General features: G+C 73.7%; 17 protein-coding genes. 6 read left to right on the top strand and 11 right to left on the bottom strand.

The genetic code is table 11. The features are described 5' to 3' along the window. Window positions 1-594: 594 nt before the first annotated feature. Window positions 595-1,341, top strand: coding sequence for a GNAT family protein (locus tag ACFVU9_RS02460; RefSeq protein ID WP_359969740.1), 747 nt, complete (start codon window positions 595-597; stop codon window positions 1,339-1,341). Here ACFVU9_RS02460 and ACFVU9_RS02455 read toward each other — a convergent pair. Next, window positions 1,331-2,548 carry an ADP-ribosylglycohydrolase family protein gene (locus ACFVU9_RS02455; RefSeq protein ID WP_387589087.1) on the bottom strand — a complete coding sequence of 406 codons (1,218 nt, stop codon included), beginning with the start codon at window positions 2,546-2,548 and terminating at the stop codon, window positions 1,331-1,333. The genes ACFVU9_RS02460 and ACFVU9_RS02455 overlap by 11 nt on opposite strands. A 109-nt stretch (window positions 2,549-2,657) precedes the next feature. Here ACFVU9_RS02455 and ACFVU9_RS02450 point away from each other — a divergent pair, with 109 nt between their 5' ends. Continuing rightward, the gene (locus ACFVU9_RS02450; protein ID WP_380445330.1) at window positions 2,658-3,662 is read left to right on the top strand and encodes a hypothetical protein; all 1,005 of its coding nucleotides are present in this window, start codon (window positions 2,658-2,660) and stop codon (window positions 3,660-3,662) included. Window positions 3,663-3,667: 5 nt separating this feature from the next. Here the strand turns inward: ACFVU9_RS02450 and ACFVU9_RS02445 are convergent, their stop codons facing one another. The 8 genes from ACFVU9_RS02445 to ACFVU9_RS02410 form a co-directional block, all read right to left on the bottom strand. Then, the gene (locus ACFVU9_RS02445; RefSeq protein WP_387589084.1) at window positions 3,668-4,000 is read right to left on the bottom strand and encodes a winged helix-turn-helix domain-containing protein; all 333 of its coding nucleotides are present in this window, start codon (window positions 3,998-4,000) and stop codon (window positions 3,668-3,670) included. Beyond that, entirely contained in the window at window positions 4,000-4,491 is a 492-nt protein-coding gene (locus tag ACFVU9_RS02440; protein ID WP_387589081.1) for a hypothetical protein, read from the bottom strand. The genes ACFVU9_RS02445 and ACFVU9_RS02440 overlap by 1 nt, the downstream gene beginning before the upstream one ends. Before the next feature lie 66 nt (window positions 4,492-4,557). Next, window positions 4,558-5,082 carry a ribonuclease gene (locus ACFVU9_RS02435; RefSeq protein WP_380445327.1) on the bottom strand — a complete coding sequence of 175 codons (525 nt, stop codon included), beginning with the start codon at window positions 5,080-5,082 and terminating at the stop codon, window positions 4,558-4,560. 212 nt (window positions 5,083-5,294) lie between these two features. Continuing rightward, window positions 5,295-8,003: a pyruvate, phosphate dikinase gene (gene ppdK / locus ACFVU9_RS02430; protein WP_387589078.1), complete on the bottom strand. Its 2,709-nt coding sequence runs from the start codon at window positions 8,001-8,003 to the stop codon at window positions 5,295-5,297. A gap of 563 nt (window positions 8,004-8,566) precedes the next feature. After that, window positions 8,567-9,736, bottom strand: coding sequence for a tRNA dihydrouridine synthase DusB (gene dusB, locus ACFVU9_RS02425; protein WP_380445325.1), 1,170 nt, complete (start codon window positions 9,734-9,736; stop codon window positions 8,567-8,569). A gap of 54 nt (window positions 9,737-9,790) precedes the next feature. Further along, window positions 9,791-10,624, bottom strand: coding sequence for a DUF4097 family beta strand repeat-containing protein (locus ACFVU9_RS02420; protein WP_380445324.1), 834 nt, complete (start codon window positions 10,622-10,624; stop codon window positions 9,791-9,793). A gap of 2 nt (window positions 10,625-10,626) precedes the next feature. Then, window positions 10,627-11,271 carry a response regulator gene (locus ACFVU9_RS02415; protein WP_380445323.1) on the bottom strand — a complete coding sequence of 215 codons (645 nt, stop codon included), beginning with the start codon at window positions 11,269-11,271 and terminating at the stop codon, window positions 10,627-10,629. Beyond that, the gene (locus ACFVU9_RS02410) at window positions 11,259-12,485 is read right to left on the bottom strand and encodes a histidine kinase (protein ID WP_387589073.1); all 1,227 of its coding nucleotides are present in this window, start codon (window positions 12,483-12,485) and stop codon (window positions 11,259-11,261) included. Before ACFVU9_RS02410 ends, ACFVU9_RS02415 begins: the two co-directional genes overlap by 13 nt. A gap of 135 nt (window positions 12,486-12,620) precedes the next feature. Between ACFVU9_RS02410 and ACFVU9_RS02405 the strand changes: the two genes are divergently transcribed. Next, entirely contained in the window at window positions 12,621-13,169 is a 549-nt protein-coding gene (locus ACFVU9_RS02405; RefSeq protein ID WP_387589070.1) for a hypothetical protein, read from the top strand. After that, complete coding sequence (locus ACFVU9_RS02400; RefSeq protein WP_387589067.1) at window positions 13,166-13,597, top strand: hypothetical protein; 432 nt, start codon at window positions 13,166-13,168, stop codon at window positions 13,595-13,597. The genes ACFVU9_RS02405 and ACFVU9_RS02400 overlap by 4 nt, the downstream gene beginning before the upstream one ends. On the opposite strand, the gene ACFVU9_RS02395 is transcribed toward ACFVU9_RS02400, so the two are convergent. Next, window positions 13,594-14,514, bottom strand: coding sequence for a helix-turn-helix transcriptional regulator (locus ACFVU9_RS02395; protein ID WP_380445319.1), 921 nt, complete (start codon window positions 14,512-14,514; stop codon window positions 13,594-13,596). The two genes, ACFVU9_RS02400 and ACFVU9_RS02395, sit on opposite strands and share 4 nt — an antisense overlap. A 102-nt stretch (window positions 14,515-14,616) precedes the next feature. On the opposite strand from ACFVU9_RS02395, the gene ACFVU9_RS02390 reads away from it, so the two are divergent. Continuing rightward, complete coding sequence (locus ACFVU9_RS02390) at window positions 14,617-16,077, top strand: MFS transporter (protein WP_387589064.1); 1,461 nt, start codon at window positions 14,617-14,619, stop codon at window positions 16,075-16,077. Window positions 16,078-16,214: 137 nt separating this feature from the next. Here the strand turns inward: ACFVU9_RS02390 and ACFVU9_RS02385 are convergent, their stop codons facing one another. Further along, window positions 16,215-16,724: a hypothetical protein gene (locus tag ACFVU9_RS02385; protein ID WP_380444824.1), complete on the bottom strand. Its 510-nt coding sequence runs from the start codon at window positions 16,722-16,724 to the stop codon at window positions 16,215-16,217. A 142-nt stretch (window positions 16,725-16,866) separates the two neighbouring features. On the opposite strand from ACFVU9_RS02385, the gene ACFVU9_RS02380 reads away from it, so the two are divergent. Then, window positions 16,867-17,445 (top strand): NADAR family protein, encoded by a 579-nt coding sequence (locus ACFVU9_RS02380; RefSeq protein ID WP_387589060.1) that lies wholly within the window; start codon window positions 16,867-16,869, stop codon window positions 17,443-17,445. Window positions 17,446-17,552 lie beyond the last annotated feature (107 nt).

Below are 17,552 nucleotides of genomic sequence, written 5' to 3'. Positions count from 1 at the left end.
GGCGCGCCGCCGGAATTCCCGCCCACCCGGACGACGTCGCCGCGGCCGCGCCCGACCGCCGCGAACCATGATCGCACCCGATCGAAAAGCCGCTGGTCAGGGGGGTCGCCAAGGGGTCCCGGCAGCAAGATCCGGAGCGCGCCGCGACGACCCGAGCCCCCAAACGCGCGCCGCGAAGTGACGCACCGCCTTCTGGCGGGTATCGTCCTCTCGCTGCCTCGCATCGTCGCGTCGTCATCACGTCGTCCGTAACGCCGTCGATCACGTCCCGGATCGGTGCCGGCAGAACCCACGACGCATCTTGCCTTCATCTGGCCGCCCGCTTCCTTTCGCGCTCTCGTTCCTCCTCGGCCATTTCGCGGACGCATACTGTCCCCTCGCACATCCCGCCGGACCGGTCCGTGGACCCGTGACCATTCCGGCACCCGCGCCGCCCGCTCCGGGCCGCCGCCCCCGCCCCGCCCGACCGGACCTCCGGCGCGCACCGGGGTACCCGGCGACCGGTCACCGGGCCGGGGCGAACCAGTCCACCGCAGCCCGTGCCGCACCCCGGCGCGAGATGCCCCCTACGACCGATGAAGGACAGAAGGTTCCGTGCCCGTACCTGTCACCCTCACCGGCCGCACCGTGCGGCTGGAGCCCCTCGCCGCGCACCACGCCGAGGCCATCGCCGAGGCCGGCGCCGAGGACCGTACGACCTACGCCTTCACCCCCGTCCCGCACGGCCTCGAAGCGGCCCGCGACTACGTCGCGCGCGCCCTCGCGGACCAGGCCGCGGGCCGGTCGCTGCCGTTCGCGACGGTGAACGCCGCCGACGGCCGGGTGGTCGGATCCACCCGCTTCCTGGAACTCGACTACTGGCAGGGCCCGCTGGTGTGGCCGCCGGTCCCGGGCGTGCCGCACGGCGACCCGGCCACCGCCGTGCCGGACGCCGCGGAGATCGGCAACACCTGGCTCTCGCCGCGGGCCCAGGGCACCGGCATCAACACCGAGGCCAAGCTGCTGATGCTGCGCCACGCCTTCGAGACCTGGGGGGTGCAGCGGATCTCGCTGCGCGCCGACGCCCGCAACCTGCGCTCGCGCACGGCGATCGAGCGGCTGGGCGCGACCTCCGAGGGCGTCCGCCGGGCGCACTCGCGCGGCCTGGACGGAGTGGTCAGGTCCACCGCGTTCTACTCGATCCTGGACGCCGAATGGCCGGCCGTCCGGGACATCATCGAGCTGCGGATCGCCAACGCCACGTCGCCGAGCGCCCCGGATCCGGAGATCAACCAGGAGTGCCTTAGACACGGCGGCAGCGGCTCCGGCCATCTGAGCTACGGCCTGAGCGTCACGGCCTGAGCGGCCCACCGTCGGCGGACCCCAGGACCCGGGCGAGGACGCCCGGGTCCCACGGCCCGCGCCGCCCGGCCTCGACGACCGCCGAGGCCGGACGCCAGCCGCCGCGCACGCGCGTGACCGCCACCTCCCACACGGGGTGGCCGCTCACGGCGTCGGAGATCACCAGCACGCCCTCCCCGGTGTGGACGGCCCAGCCGTCGAGCCCGGTCCGCAGGCGCTGCCACTGCTCGTCGCTCCACACCACGTCGGGGACGGGGTGCGGCCGCGGCACGAGCAGCTCTGCGCGGGCGCGGGCGGCCGGGACGGACCCCGGCACCGGGAACGCCCAGGCGGGCAGCGGCTCGCGGGCGGACCGCCAGGCCTCCGGGACGCCGGCGGTGCCGGTGTGCGCGGCGACCACTCCCCCGGTGATGGCGGCGACGGTGTCCACGTCGCCCCCGGCCGCGATCGCCTCCCACACGGCCGCCGGATAGTCGCCGAGCCGGCGGGCGGCGCACCACAGCGCGTACGGGACGGTGTCGGCGGCGGACGTCCGGCTGCCGTTGCCGAGCACCTTCGCGGCGACGCGGAAGTCCGGCTCCGCGAGCAGGTGGCGCGCCTCGGCGAGCCCGTCCCGCACGGCGCCGTCCGGGGTGTGGTGCAGGACCTTCCGCAGCAGGCCGTCCGGCGTCAGCGGCTCGCGCCGGGCCCGCACGGCGTACGCGGCGGCCACCGCGACGGCGACGGCGCCGTCGACGGCCTGCGGGTGGGTGTGCGTGATCACCGCGGTGCGCGCGGCCAGCCGGACGCACGCGTCCGGGTCGTCGGCGAGCGCGGCGCCGAGCGGGGCGACCCGCATCGCGGCGCCGTTGCCGTACGAACCCTGGCCGTCGAAGAGTCCGGCGGCCAGCGCCGCGGCGTCCCCGCCCTCGCGGATCAGCCGGAGCATCCGGTTGGCGGCCGGGCCGTAGCCGCGGTCGAAGTCGTGGCGGAGGGCGAAGGCGTAGGTCAGGTCGAAGGTGTCGACGGTGCCGCGCTCGGTGTGGGCGGCGTACACCGAGCAGGCCATCTCGGTGTCGTCGGTCCACGGCCAGGGCGCGGGCGGAGTCGTGCGGGCGGCGAGGTGCGCGGCGGCGACCTCGGGGACGAAGAACTGGGCGCCGAGGGCGTCGGCCACGGAGAGGCCGACGAGCGCGTCGAACGCGGGGCCTTGGTGGGGAGTCGTCATATGCCCCCCAGCTCACCGGCCCGGCCGAGGCCGCGTCAACCTGTTTTGCCGGGCCCCTCCCACGGGCGATGTTTCGCATACATCCGATCCTGGTGGGAAGCACCGTGACATGACCTGCGCCATTCCCCTCGACTCCCTCGACCCCGTCGCCCTGCTCGGCGCCGACCAGCAGCACGTCGTCACCCGGGCGCAGTTGCGCCGCCTCGGGGTGCCGTCCGGCACGATCGCCCACCGGCTGCGGCCGGGCGGGCCGTGGCAGCAGGTGCTGCCCCGGGTGATCTGCCTGCAGACGGGGCGGCTGACCGCACATCAACGACTGCGCGCCGCACTGGCGTACGCGGCGCCGAAGGGGCGCTCGCCGCAGACCGGGGAAGTCCTGCTGACCGGGTTCGCGGTGCTCGCGGACGCGGGTCTGCCGAGCGCCGGGCACCCGGCCGACCTCATCGGCGTCGACGTGCTGATCCCGGGGCAACGCCGGGTCGGCGACCGCGAGTTCGTCCGGATCCACCGGGCGGCCGGGCCGATGCCGAGCGGGTACCAGCGGGACGACGGGCTGTGGAGCACCACCGTCGCGCGGGCACTGGCGGACCTCGCCCCGCGCGAGCCGGGCCTGCGGCGCTTCCGGGCGCTGTGCGCGGAGGCGGTCCAGCGGCGGCACTGCGAACTCGGCGAGCTGCTGGACCACTTGCTCGCCCGGCCGGGTGCGCTCGGGCTGCCGCAGGTCGCCCAGGTGGTCGAGGACCTGACGTCCGGGGTGCGGTCGGTGGTCGAGGGCGAGGCGCGCGACCTCCTGCGGGGCTCGGGACTGTCGGAGCCACTGTGGAACCCGGTGCTGTTCCTGGACGGCCGCTTCCTCGCCGTGCCCGACGCCTACTGGCCGCACGCGTGCGTGGCGCTGGAGATCGACTCACGGGCCTGGCACCTGCGCCCGGCCGACCACGAGCGCAGCCTGGTCCGGGCCAACCGCCTCACCACCGCGGGCCTCCCGGTCGTCCGCACCACCCCGGTCCAGCTGCGCCGCGACCCGACCCCGGTCCTCCACGAGCTGACCGCCCTGCTGACCACCGGCCCCCACGGCCCGCACGCCAGGATCACCTGGCGGCGGGCGCGTTGAGGGCGTCAACTCCCTTGCTGCGCCCGGGCCGCGTGCTGGGCTCCGGCGGCCTCGGCCGCCGCGACGAGTCGCCGGAGTTCGGCAAGGTGGTGGGCAAGGGCGGCGTGGCCGGCGCGGGTGGCGGTGAGCCAAGTGCGGGGGCGCTTGCCGACGTACCCCTTCTTCACGGCCACGTAGCCGGCCTCTTCGAGAGCGGTCGCGGCCTTGCTCAGGGCGGAGTCGGAGACCTCGCAGTGGTCGCGGACGGCGCCGAACTCGGCCTCGCGGCAGGCGCTGAGGAAGGCGAGCGCGGCAAGCCGGGTGGGGTGCTGGAGCAGTGGGTCGAGGGAGGGGGGCATCAGCGGGCCTCCCGCAGATGCCGGGCACGGTCGTTGAGCCGCTCGGTCGCAGCCCAGAAGGCGGCGCCCGCGGCCACGCCGCCCGCGACGCCGACCCACTGCGGACCCGCACCCGCCCAGACGGCGAGAGCCACGACGGCCAGCCCGGCCACCGTGACCAGCAGGACGGCCAGGAGGACGGCGCCGCCGATGTGGGCATCGATTCCCCGCGGCATGATGCCGCTGCCGCGCATGGCGTGCTGGGCGGCAGCGGCGCTGCAGATGCTCCAGATGCCGCACAACACGCCGATCACCCAGGTCCGTTGTGTGTCGACGGCCCAACCGCACCCTACACCGAGGGCGGTGAAGCCGGCCGCGAACGCCGGCCCGTACCAGCGGGGCGTCGGCACGGGCAGCCGGGCGGCCGCCCTGGCGCGGTCGGCCAGGCGCAGCGCCTCGGCGGCGGGCAGGTCGGCGGGTGTGGAAACGGGTGTGGAAACGGAGTCGCTCATGGAATCCCCCTCGGACGGCGACAGTGATTCCACTATGGCATCTACTTTCCTGACTGGAAAGTACTTTCAGCAGCGCGGGTCGATCTCCTGGAAGGTCGCGTAGTGGTCGGGGGACCAGTACTGCTCGCCGGCGCCGCCGGTGACGACGCGTCGGGTGCCGCGGTCGTTGGAGCCCGGGGTGACGACGGTGAACTCGTGGTAGTAGCCGTCGGACTTCTTGGGCAGGCGGCTCTCGCGGTTCTCGAAGACGATGCCGTCGCGGTTGTACGGGTAGGGGCCGCCCTTGTCGATCAGGCCGAGGGTGTCCTGGGCCTGGCTGGGGAGCTTGGTGCGGCAGACGTCGGCCAGCGCGGGGTCGGCGGGCACCCAGGTGCCGCTCGGGGCGGGGGTGCGGCCGGCGGGCGGGGACGGCTTCGGGGCCTGGGACTTGGCGCCCGGGGAGCCCGCGGAGTTCGCGGCGGCCGCGGTGGAGGAGCCGGAGGCCTTGGAGTGGCTGCTGCCGCCCTTGCCGGCGAGCAGGTACCCGACCGCGCCGAGGACGGCCAGGATCAGGACGGCCACGACTACGAGCGGGCTTTTGCGTCTGGTCATGCGCACCAGCTTGCCAGCACCGGGGGAAGGCCCACGGGTGGGTGGCCGCCGCAACACACGTACGGCCGGGCGGGGACGGACGCCATTGTCCGTCCCCGCCCGGCCGTGTTACGTACGCCGGTTCTCCTGCGCCGAGCTCCGGTGCACGCCCTCCCGGCGGGAGGGAGAGCGGTCAGTCGACCACGCGCTTGAGGAGGGGATGCCTCCCTGCCTCAGCGCGAGTCGCTGCCCGCCGTCTCGATGGCGGCGCGGCCTGCCTCCAGGCGCGCCACCGGGATCCGGAAGGGGGAGCAGGACACGTAGTCCAGCCCCACCTCGTGGAAGAAGTGGACCGACTCCGGGTCGCCGCCGTGCTCGCCGCAGACGCCGAGCTTGAGGTCGGGGCGGGTGGCCCGGCCGGCCTCGACGGCGTGCTTGACGAGCGAGCCGACGCCGTCGCGGTCGATGGTCTCGAACGGGGAGACCCCGAAGATGCCCTTCTCCAGGTAGGCGGTGAAGAACGAGGCCTCGACGTCGTCGCGGGAGAAGCCCCACACCGTCTGGGTCAGGTCGTTGGTGCCGAAGGAGAAGAACTCGGCGGCCTCGGCGATCTGACCGGCGGTCACCGCGGCGCGCGGCAGCTCGATCATGGTGCCGAGCTTGATGTCCAGGCTCACGCCGGTGGACTGGGCGACCTCGGCGAGCACGCGCTCGCACTCGTCGCGGACCAGCTCCAGCTCCTGGACGGTGCCGACCAGCGGGATCATCACCTCGGGACGCGGGTCCCCGCCGGCCAGCTTGCGCTCGGCGGCCGCCTCGGCGATGGCGCGCACCTGCATGCCGAACAGGCCGGGGATGACCAGGCCGAGGCGCACGCCGCGCAGGCCGAGCATCGGGTTCTGCTCGTGCAGCTTGTGCACCGCCTGCAGCAGGCGCAGGTCGTTCTCGTTCGGGTCCTTGCGGGCCTCGGCGAGGGCGACGCGCACCGACAGCTCGGTGATGTTCGGCAGGAACTCGTGCAGCGGCGGGTCGAGCAGGCGGACGGTGACGGGCAGTCCGTCCATCGCCTGGAACAGCTCCAGGAAGTCGCTCTTCTGCAGCGGCAGCAGGGTGGAGAGGGCCTGCTCGCGGTCCTTGTCGTTGTCCGCGAGGATCAGGTGCTCGACCTCCTTGCGGCGCTCCTCGCCGAGGAACATGTGCTCGGTGCGGCACAGGCCGATGCCCTGGGCGCCGTAGCGGCGGGCGCGCCCGCCGTCCTCGGCGTTGTCGGCGTTGGCGCGCACGGCCAGGCGGCGGCGGCCGTCGGCGTGCGACATCAGCCGGTGGACGGCCTGGACCAGCCCGCCCTGGACGTCGGCGCCGGCGTGCAGGGTGCCCTCGAAGTACTCGACCACGGGGGACGGCAGGACCGGTACCTCGCCGAGGTAGACCTTGCCGCTGGCGCCGTCGATGGAGACGACGTCGCCCTCGTGGACCACCAGGCCGTCGGCGGTGGTGAACTTGCGGGCCTTGGTGTCGACCTCCAGCTCCTCGGCGCCGCAGACACAGGTCTTGCCCATGCCGCGGGCGACGACGGCGGCGTGCGAGGTCTTGCCGCCGCGCGAGGTGAGGATGCCCTCGGCGGCGATCATGCCGTCCAGGTCGTCCGGGTTGGTCTCCCGGCGGACCAGGATGACCTTCTCGCCCGAGCGGGACCACTTGACGGCGGTGTAGGAGTCGAAGACGACCTTGCCGATCGCGGCGCCCGGCGAGGCGGCGAGGCCCCAGCCGATCTGCTTGGACTCGGGGGTCGGGGCGAAGCGCGGGAACATCAGCTGGGCCAGCTGGCCGCCGGTGACGCGCATCAGCGCCTCGTCCAGGTCGATCAGGCCCTGGTCGACGAGCTGGACGGCGATCCGGAAGGCCGCGGCGGCGGTGCGCTTGCCGACGCGGGTCTGCAGCATCCAGAGCTTGCCGCGCTCGATGGTGAACTCGATGTCGCAGAGGTCGCGGTAGTGGTTCTCGAGCTTCTGCATGATCGCCATGAGCTCGTCGTACGACTTCTTGTCGAGCTTCTCCAGCTCGGACAGCTGCAGGGTGTTGCGGATGCCGGCGACGACGTCCTCGCCCTGGGCGTTGGAGAGGTAGTCGCCGTAGACGCCCTGCGCACCCGTGGAGGGGTCGCGGGTGAAGGCGACGCCGGTGCCGGAGTCCTCGCCGAGGTTGCCGAAGACCATGGTGCAGACGTTGACCGCCGTGCCGAGGTCGTTCGGGATGCGCTCCTGGCGGCGGTACAGCCGGGCGCGGTCGCCGTTCCAGGAGTGGAAGACGGCGTGGACGGCGAGGTCCATCTGCTCGCGCGGGTCCTGCGGGAAGGCCCGGCCGGTCTCGCGCTCGACGATGCCCTTGAACACCTCGACGAGTTCCCGGAGGTCGGAAGCGTCCAGGTCCAGGTCGTTGACGGTGCCCTTGGCGTGCTTGGCCTCGTCCAGGGCCTCCTCGAACAGCTCGCCGTCGACGCCCAGCACGGTCTTGCCGAACATCTGGACCAGGCGGCGGTAGGAGTCCCAGGCGAAGCGCTCGTTGCCGGACTGGGCGACGAGGCCGACCACCGAGGTGTCGGACAGGCCGATGTTCAGGACGGTGTCCATCATGCCGGGCATGGAGAACTTGGCACCCGAACGGACGGAGACCAGCAGCGGGTTGTCGGCCTGGCCGAGCTTCTTGCCCATCTCCTCCTCGAGGGCGGCCAGGTGGGCGCTGATCTCCTCATGCAGGGAGGAGGGCTCACTGCCGGTCTCCAGGAAGACCTTGCAGGCCTCGGTGGTGATGGTGAACCCCGGAGGGACGGGGAGACCCAGGTTGGTCATCTCGGCCAGGTTCGCGCCCTTGCCGCCAAGAAGATCCTTGAGGTCCTTGTTTCCTTCGGTGAAGGAGTAAACAAACTTCTGCTGGGACGGCACGGGTCGGTCTCCTCGTACGCGGTTGCCCTGACGCCGGAGAACATACCCATTTCGAAGGTCTTTCTCTGCCCCCAATAGGCCGTACGAGGCCGGTACCCAGGGGTAACCCGCTAGATCGAATGCGCGTAACGGCGTTCACCTCTGGAGCCGAAATCGTCCGGCTGACGCGAGCCAGCATTCAAGTCTTGAAGGCATGGAAACGTGAAGATCACACGATCCGGACGCACGGTAGCGGGTGGTGGTCGACCGCGTTGCCCCGGCTTGATTTCCTGCACCCGGATCGGCCGTCCGTGGCCGGGCGGCTTCGGGAAGCGATCCACGGCCGATCTGGCCATTTCGTCCACTGACCCCGTGTCAGTCCCGGCCGCGTGTGGCAAGTGTCACCAGCGCGTCGCGCCGGCCGAACGTAGTCCGGCTCCGACGATCGTCGCACTCCGTCCAGAATCGTGCTCGCTGAGTCATGATCCACTGCCAAAAGGGAGCCCTCCTGTCCAGATTGGACAAGAGGGCTGGGCCAGGGCGTCCGACCCCTCATGAGGGGCCATTTCGACGCTCCGTACAGATCATCCGCCAGAGGTGTCCGATTCGGCGTCCGCGCCCGGCCGGGCGCAGTCGTACGGATCGTCCAACCAGCCCTCGGGCAGGACCACGCGGTTGTTGCCGGCGGTCCGTCCGCGCGGGCCGTCGGCACCGGCCGGCCACGGCTGGGACTGCTCCACCAGGGCCAGGGTTTCGGCCAGTTCGGCCAGCGACGACGAGTTGGCCAGCCGCACCCGCAGCTCGGAACCGACCGAGAAGCCCTTGGTGTACCAGGCGACGTGCTTACGGAAGTCGATCACTCCGCGCGCCTCGTCGCCCAGCCACTCGCCGAGCAGCTGCGCGTGCCGGACCATCGCCGCGGCGACGTAGCCGAAGTCCGGGCGGGCGTAGTCGACGTCGCCCTCGAAGATCGAGACGAGGTCGCGGAACAGCCACGGACGGCCGAGGCAGCCGCGGCCCACCACGACGCCGTCGCAGCCGGTCTCGCGCATCATCCGCAGCGCGTCGTCCGCCGACCAGATGTCGCCGTTGCCCAGCACCGGGACGTGCGCCGGCACGGACTCGCGCAGCCGGGCGATCGCCGACCAGTCGGCCGTCCCGCCGTAGTGCTGGGCGGCGGTGCGCCCGTGCAGGGCGATCGCCGCCACGCCCTCCTCGGCGCCGATCCGGCCGGCGTCCAGGTACGTGAGGTGGTCGTCGTCGATGCCCTTGCGCATCTTCATGGTCACCGGCAGGGCGCCCGCGTTGGCGACGGCCTCGCGCAGGATCTCGCGCAGCAGGTTGCGCTTGTACGGCAGCGCCGAGCCGCCGCCCTTGCGGGTCACCTTGGGGACGGGGCAGCCGAAGTTGAGGTCGATGTGGTCGGCCAGGCCCTCGTCCGAGATCATCCGGGCGGCCTTGCCGACCGTCACCGGGTCCACGCCGTACAGCTGGATCGAGCGCGGCTTCTCGCTCGGGTCGAACTTGATCAGCTGCATGGTCTTGGCGTTGCGCTCGACCAGCGCCCGGGTGGTGATCATCTCCGAGACGTACAGGCCCTTGCCGCCGCTCTGCTCCCGGCACAGGGTGCGGAACGGCGCGTTGGTGATGCCGGCCATCGGCGCCAGCACGACGGGCGGCCACACCTGGATCGGGCCGATGTCCAGCGGCGCGAAGTCGGTGCTGGTCGCGGTGGGTGCGGGCGTGGCTGTCATGCGCGGCTGACCTCGGGAGCAGGGGACGGGACTCTCCATTGTCCCCCACCCGGCTCACCCGCTTCGGCCGTCCTCCCGGTAGCCGATCCGCAGCGAGCCCGACGCGACCGAGGCCCGGAGGCTGTCCGGGCTGGAGGCGTCGGACAGGTTCGGGTCGACGCTGCGGCTGCCCGAGCCGACCTGCCCGCTGAAGGCGTACCGGCTGCCCTTCGGGAGCGTCATCGTCGCCGAGCCGGAGGTGGTGCTCACGTCCACCGCGTGCGGGGCCCTGACGAAGTCCAGTTCCACGGAGCCCGAGGTGCTGCTCGCCTCCACCCGGCCCGAGCCGAGCTCCGTGCCCTGCACCATGCCCGAGGTGGTCCGGGTGTGGACCTCGCCGGAGAGGCGGCGCAGGTACAGCGCCCCGGAGGTCGCGTCCAGCCTGACCTCGCCGCTCAGGTCGGCCACGTCGACGCTGCCCGAGTCCACCGAGCCGGTCACCCCGGTGCCCTGCGGCACTTCCAGCTCGATCTCGGCGCCGCAGCTGAGGAACGGCAGCGGCTGCCGGCAGGACACGCCGACGACCAGGACGTCGCCCTCGATCACGGTCGAGACCTGCGGCGCGCGGAACGTGTAGTTCAGGTTCCTGCGGACCACGACCCGGTCGTCCTTGCCCGCCCTGACCTGCACGGACGCACTGCCCGTGGCCAGCTGGAGCTTGCGGACGACGACGTGGTCGTACGTCTTCTGCTCGGTCTTCTGCTGGCGCGCCACCAGGCCGAGGGTCTGCGACACGGCCGTGACCAGCAGGAACGCGAGGCTGAGCGAGCCGATGATCCGCCACGTCGCCGCCCGCCCCGGCACCCCGCGCGGCCCGGCGGGCCGGGCCTCCCCCGTAGCGTCCGCCATGGCTACCCGACCTCCAGGAAGCGCAGCACGGCCATCACCCGGCGGTGGCTGTCGTCGGCCGGCGGGAGGTCGAGCTTGGTGAAGATCGAGTTGATGTGCTTGGCCACCGCGCTGTCGCTGACCACCAGGGACGCGGCGATCGCGGCGTTGGAGCGGCCCTCCGCCATCAGGGCGAGGACGTCCCGCTCGCGCGGGGTCAGCTTCTCCAGCGGGTCCCGGTGGCGGCGCACCAGCAGCTGGGCGACGACCTCCGGGTCCAGCGCGGTGCCGCCCGCGGCGACCCGCTGGAGCGCGTCGAGGAAGTCGTCCACGTTGGCCACCCGCTGCTTGAGCAGGTAGCCGACGCCGCTGGTGTTGGTGGACAGCAGGTCGGCGGCGTAGCGCTCCTCGACGAACTGGGAGAGCAGCAGGACGGCCACCTCCGGCCACTGCCGGCGGATGACCATCGCGGCCTTCACGCCCTCGTCGTGGAAGCCCGGCGGCATCCGGACGTCCGCGACCACCACGTCGGGACGGTGCTCCTCGACGGCGATCAGCAGGGCTTCGGCGTCGCCGACCTCGGCCACGACCTCGAAGCTCACCGCCTCCAGCAGCTTGACCAGCCCGACCCTCAGCAGGACCGAGTCCTCGGCGATCACAGCGCGCACGGCAACTCCACGGTGAGTGTGGTGGGGCCCCCGAGGGGGCTCAGAACGGACAGCGTGCCGTCGACGGAGGCAGCGCGCTGGCGCAGACCGGTGAGCCCGCTGCCGCGCGTCGGATCGGCGCCGCCGACGCCGTCGTCGCTGACGACCAGGCGCAGCCTGCCCCCGACCGTCCGCACCGACACGTCGACGCTCGTGGCGCGGGCGTGCTTGGCCACGTTGGTGAGCGCCTCGGAGACGGTGAAGTAGGCGACCGCCTCGACCGTCGGGGCGATCCGCTCGGCCAGTTCGACGTCCAGGCGCACCGGCAGCGGGGCCCGGGCGGCGATCCCGGACAGCGCCGCGTCCAGGCCGCGGTCCTCCAGGACTGCCGGGTGCAGGCCGCGGACCAGGTCGCGCAGCTCGTCGATGGCCGCCTGCGCCTCCTCGTGCGCGGCGACGATGACCGCCATGGCGTCCGGCGGGACGTCCTTGAGGGTGCGGCGGGCCAGGCCGAGGTTCATCGCGAGGGAGGTGAGGCGCTGCTGGGCGCCGTCGTGCAGGTCGCGCTCGATCCGGCGGCGCTCGGCGTCGACCGCGTCGACCAGGCCGGCCCGGCTCTCGGCGATCTCCTCGACCCGGCGCTCCAGCGCCTCGGCCCGGTTCGGGCCGAGCAGCTTCTGCGCGGCGCCGGTCTCCAGCCAGGCGGCCAGCGCGGCCAGCCAGGGTGACGCGGCCAGCAGCAGCACGCCGGCGGCGGTGAGCGCCACGTCCGTGCCGGCCAGTTCCCAGCGCAGCGGGGTGTCGACCGGCATCATCCACACCCAGCCGTACAGGGTGGCCAGCACCAGGCCGGCGCCCCAGCACCAGACGACGCACAGCGAGGCGAGCGCCAGGAGCGGGCCGACGAGCAGGTGGTAGCCGATCTGACGCCAGTTCACCCCGGTGCTCAGGTAGGTCAGCGGGCGGCCCCGGCGGGTCGCGCCGGGCGGGGGCGGCACGTCCACCCCGGCGAGGGCGCGCAGCCGGCCGCGCTGGGCGGCGGTGAGCGGGCGGGCGAGGACCACGACCAGGGCCGTGACCGGGAACAGCAGCGTCGGCTCGGTGACGGCCAGCCAGACCGGTGCGGCCAGCGGGATCCCGGCGGCTATGAGGCGGGTGTCCCGCCAGGCCGCCGCCGACCACGGAGGCCGCCGCAGGCTCCTGACGAGCGCTCGGCGCAGCGTGGTGGAGGGCATGGCCGACAGCGTAGAGGCCCATGATCGCCGGGCGCCATGAAGGGGTGTGCAGAACCGGGGTGTAGCTAGGTACACCCCCGGTTCGGGGTGGGGCACTACCGACAGCGGGGTGGCCTCGGCGGAAGGCTTGGGGACATGACGAGCACCGCATCGGACGAAGCCACTCCGCCGCACGGGCGGCCCGTCCCCGGGAATCACGGGGGTGTTCCCGGGGACGCGCTCCGCCGCGCGCCGGAGCCGGACGGGACGCTGCCGGCCGGGCCCGGGCCGTGGTCGGTGCGCAGCGTGCGCGCCGGCCGCGGCCGGGCCGCGCTGGAGGTGTACGAGCACGGCGAGCTGGCCGACGTCCTGGTCGCCGCCCGGCTCACGCCGCAGCTGCTGCGCGGGGCGCGGCGGACGGCGGACGGCGGCCGGGTGTCCCGCGTGCTCGCGTGGGGGCGGCTGGCGGCTGGCGGCGCAGCTCCGGCGGTGGTGTTCACCGGCGGCGGGTGGCTGCGCGGGCCGCGGGCCGCCGTGGCGGGTGAAGTCGTCGCGGTGGGCGGACAGTTCTGGCTCGCCTGGGCCGAGGGGCCGTTCACCGGGGTCGCGGTCACGGCTCCGGCCGCGGGCGCGTCGGCGGGCCGGGTCGAGCGGCTGGGGCTGGAGCGGGTGCGGGTCCGGGCGGCCGCCGGGGGTGCGAAGTGAGCACCGCGGTGCTGACCGGGCGTCCGGCCGCCGGTCCGTTCGTCCCGTCCATCCGTCCCGGCGCGCTGGACCGGCTCGACCGCCTGGTGCGGCCGGGCCGCTTCGAGCGGCTGCCCGCGCTGGCCGCCGTCGCGCTGCTGCCGTGGCTCGCGGTGCTCGCGGTCTGCCACGAGACGCCGTGGGTCGTCCTGGACCTGCTGGAGTTCGCCGCCCTGCTCACGCTCGATGCGGCCGTGCGGCGGCGCAGCGCCGGCGCCCGCTGGGCGGGCGGGGCGGTCGCGCTGCTGCTCGCCGGGGACGCGCTGGTGGACGTCGCCTTCGCCGGGCCCGGCCACGCGGTGCTCGCGGCGCTGGTCATGGCGGGCTGCGTCGAACTGCCGCTCGCCGCCGTGTGCCTGCTGCTCGGGCGGCGCGCCGCGGCCCGCTAGAGCTTGTTCGGCAGGAGGTTCATCAGCTCGCGGGTCCGCTCGTCGCGCGGGGTGTAGGTGATCATGCGCGATCCCATCCGGGGGCCCAGCCAGAAGTTGGTGTACTCGCAGTAGAGCATCCCGACGCCGGGCACCAGGAACCGCTTGACGCCGTTGCCCGGCCTGGCCACGTCGTGCCGCCGCCAGGCGGCCTCGAAGTCGGGCGAGGCCTTCTGCAGCCGGGTGACCAGCGACTTCCAGCTCGGATCCGAACCGTGGTCGGCCATCGCCGCGCGGAAGCGGGCCACGATCACGTCGCGTTCGGTCTCGTAGTCGACGAGCACCTCGCGGAAGCGCGAGGGCGTGAACGCCAGCCACATGAGGTTGCGGTCCTCGGGCGGCAGCGCGTCGAGGTCGCCGACGATGGCGGTGTACTGGGCGTTGTACGCGAGGATGTCGTAGCGGGTGTTGAACACCGCCGCCGGGTGGGGCGACATCTGCTCCAGCACCAGGCGCACGCCCGGGGTGACCGTCGGGCACTCCAGCACCGGCGCCGGGTCCTCCGCGCCGGCCAGCGTGAACAGGTGCGCGCGCTCGCTCGGGTCCAGGAGCAGCGCGCGGGAGACGGCGTCCAGCACCTGGGTGGAGACCTGGATGTCCCGGCCCTGCTCCAGCCACGTGTACCAGGTGACGCCGACGGCGGCGAGCTGCGCGACCTCCTCGCGGCGCAGCCCCGGCGTGCGGCGGCGGCCGGTGGGCGGAAGGCCGACCTGCTCGGGCGAGAGGCGTTCGCGGCGGCTGCGGAGGAAGGCGGCGAGGTCGTGGCGGCGGGCGTCTGCGGGCGTCGCGGCGGGAGCTGCAGCGGGCGCCACCGTCCGGGTGTGCGCGGAGGAGCCCCCCGCGGTGGGCGCGTGCGCGGCGGCGGTCGTCAGGCTCATGTGTTCTAGGATGCGACACCGCGGATCCTGTTGCCAGGTACTTCTTATACCTGGATAAGCACACTCTGGTACCAGGCTACGGCCGGGCGGATCGTATGACCCGTGACCCAACAACTCGCCGTCGCTCCCGCCCCCGTCCGCACCGCCACCACCCCCGGCACCGCGGCGACCGCTCCCCGCACCCCGTCCCTCGGCACCGCCGGCCTGATCACCGTCCTGCTCGGCGCCTTCCTGCCGATGCTGGACTTCTTCATCGTCAACGTGGCCCTGCCCACCATCGACCACGACCTCGCCGCCGGGCCCGCCGTCCTGGAGCTCGTCGCCGCCGGCTACGGCATCGCCTTCGCCGTCCTGCTGGTGCTCGGCGGACGGCTCGGCGACATCTTCGGCCGCCGCCGGCTGTTCGTCGTGGGCGCCGCCGCCTTCGCCCTCACCTCGCTCGCCTGCGGCCTCGCCCCGGGCGCGTGGTCCCTGGTCGCCGCCCGCGCCGCCCAGGGCGCCTCGGCCGCGCTGCTGATCCCGCAGGTCCTCGGCACCATCACCGCCGCGACCGACGGCGCCCGGCGCGGGCGGGCGCTCAGCGTCTACGGCGCCGTCGGCGGCATCTCGGTCGTCATCGGGCAGGTGCTCGGCGGCATGCTGATCGCGGCGGACGTCTTCGGCACCGGCTGGCGCTCCGTCTTCCTGCTGAACGTGCCGTTCGCGCTGCTCGCGCTGGTCCTCGCCGTCCGCTACGTCCCGGAGAGCCGCGCCACCCGGGCCGCCCGGGTCGACGTGCCCGGCACTGTCCTGCTCACCGCGACCCTGCTGTCCCTGCTCGTCCCGCTGATGGAGGGCCGGGCGGCCGGCTGGCCGGTGTGGTCCTGGGTCCTGCTGGGCCTGTTCCCGGTCTTCGCCGTCGCGTTCGCCCTGGTCGAGATCCGCGCCGAGCGCCGCGGGGACACCCCGCTCGTGCCGCCGACCCTGCTGCGCATCCCCGAGATGCGCCGCGGCCTCGGCATCGCGCTGCCCTACTTCGCGGGCTTCGGCGGCTTCATGTTCGTCATCGCCGTCGCCCTGCAGCAGGGGCTGGCGCTCGGCCCGGTCGCGTCCGGCTGGGCGCTCGTCCCGATGGCCGTCGGCTACTTCACCGCCTCGCTCTCCGGTCCGCGCCTGATCGGCCGGTTCGGCAGCCGGGTGCTCACCGCCGGGGCCGTCATCCAGGCCGTCGGCCTCACCACCCTGGCCGTCACCGTCCTCGCCGACTGGGCCGGCTTCTCGCCGCTGCGGATGGCCCCCGGGGTCGCGCTCGCCGGAATCGGCCAGGGCCTGATCGGCACCCCGCTCTTCCGGGTCGTCCTCTCCAAGGTGCCCGCCGCCCGGGCCGGCGTCGGCAGCGGCGTCCTCGCCACCGGCCAGCAGTCCAGCCTCGCCCTCGGCGTCGCGACCCTCGGCACGCTCTACCTGTCCCTCGCGCCCTCCCTGGGCATGGACCGGGCGCTCGCCCTGTGCCTCGGGATCCAGCTCCTGGGCTCGTTCACCATCCTGTACCTGACCACCCGGCTCCCCCGCTCCATCGGCTGAGCCCCCGGGTCACGCCCGTCGGCGCGGGCCCCGCAACCGGTACGCACCGGTGGCGGGGCCCGCGCCGTTTCCTCGCCGGAGAACGGCCGAGGGCCCGGATCGCGGGGATCCGGGCCCTCGGGGAGTCGAGTGCGGGCTCAGGCGGTGGCGGCCGGCTCGGCGTCCAGTTCGGCGAAGAACTCGTCGGCGATCGCGCGCGTGCGCGGCAGGTCGCCCAGCGGCTCGCCCACCACGCGGCCCGCCAGGTCGACGGCGACGGCGATGACGTCCTCCTTGAGCGCGGCCTCCGCGAGCACGCGGTCGGCCTCCAGCTGCACCTTGGCCGCCGCGACGATGCCGTCGCGCTGCGCCTGGCCCTCGGCGCGCACCGCCGCGATCAGGGCCGCGCCCTCCTCGGCGGCGTTCTGGCGGATCTCCGCGGCCTCGTGCCGGGCCGCGCTGAGCTCGGCCTGGAGCTGGTCGTGGACGGCCCGCGCCTCCGCCTGCGCGGCCTCCGCCCGCTCGGCCCCGCCCTCGATGGCGTCCGCACGGGCGGCGAGGTTCTTCTCGATGCGCGGCAGCAGCACCGCACCGAGAACGCCGAATATCAGGAAGAAGCAGAAGAGGCCGACGACGAGTTCAGCTGGATCTGGCTGCAGTGGTCCCATGCGGCGCATGCTAGTGGGAGCTCTCAACAGGCCGGGCGGCGCCCCCTTGGTGACGTCCGGTCAGCCTTGTCCCGCCAGGCTGCTCCGGGTCCGATCGAAATACGGTTGCGCCGCCTCCGGGACTTCGTGTCAGAATGACGATATGAGCAACGAGCACATGGGGGACCCGGTCGACACCCGCGACCGGACGGAGCTGGCGGCGCTCGTGGACGCCGGCGCCCGGCCGAAGTGGCTGATGTTCTGGGGGCACCGGGCCCGGCAGGACGGCGCGATCGGGCAGGGCGCGCTGAGCCAGTGGTGGCCGTGCCGGTTCACCGTGGACGGCGTGGAGTACGCGAGCGCCGAGCACTGGATGATGGCCGGCAAGGCCCGCATGTTCGGGGACGCCGCGATCGAGCGGCGCGTCCTGGCGGCCCGCACGCCCGCCGAGGCCAAGAAGCTCGGCCGACTGGTCGCGGACTTCGACGAGGCCACCTGGACGGCCGGGCGCTTCGAGCTCGTCGTGGCGGGCAACGTCGCGAAGTTCGGCCAGGACGAGACCCTGCACAGCTACCTGCTCGGCACCGCGAACCGCGTCCTCGTCGAGGCCAGCCCGGTCGACCGCGTCTGGGGCATCGGCCTCGCCGCCGACGACGAACGCGCGGAACGCCCGGCCGAGTGGCGCGGGGAGAACCTCCTCGGCTTCGCCCTCATGGAGGCCCGCGCCCGCCTCACCGCCTGAGGCCCGCGCCCGCCTCACCGCCTGAGGCCGGTCGCCTCCCCCGGAGCGCGACCGGCGCACTTCTCGCAACGACCGCCGTCCGCGCGCTCCTTGACACCAGCCGGAGA

It is taken from the genome of Kitasatospora sp. NPDC057936 (genome assembly GCF_042887525.1).
In the GTDB taxonomy this organism is placed as follows: domain Bacteria; phylum Actinomycetota; class Actinomycetes; order Streptomycetales; family Streptomycetaceae; genus Kitasatospora.
The sequence above is the reverse complement of the archived record's forward strand: the minus strand, read 5'-3'. Positions and strand labels throughout refer to the sequence as shown.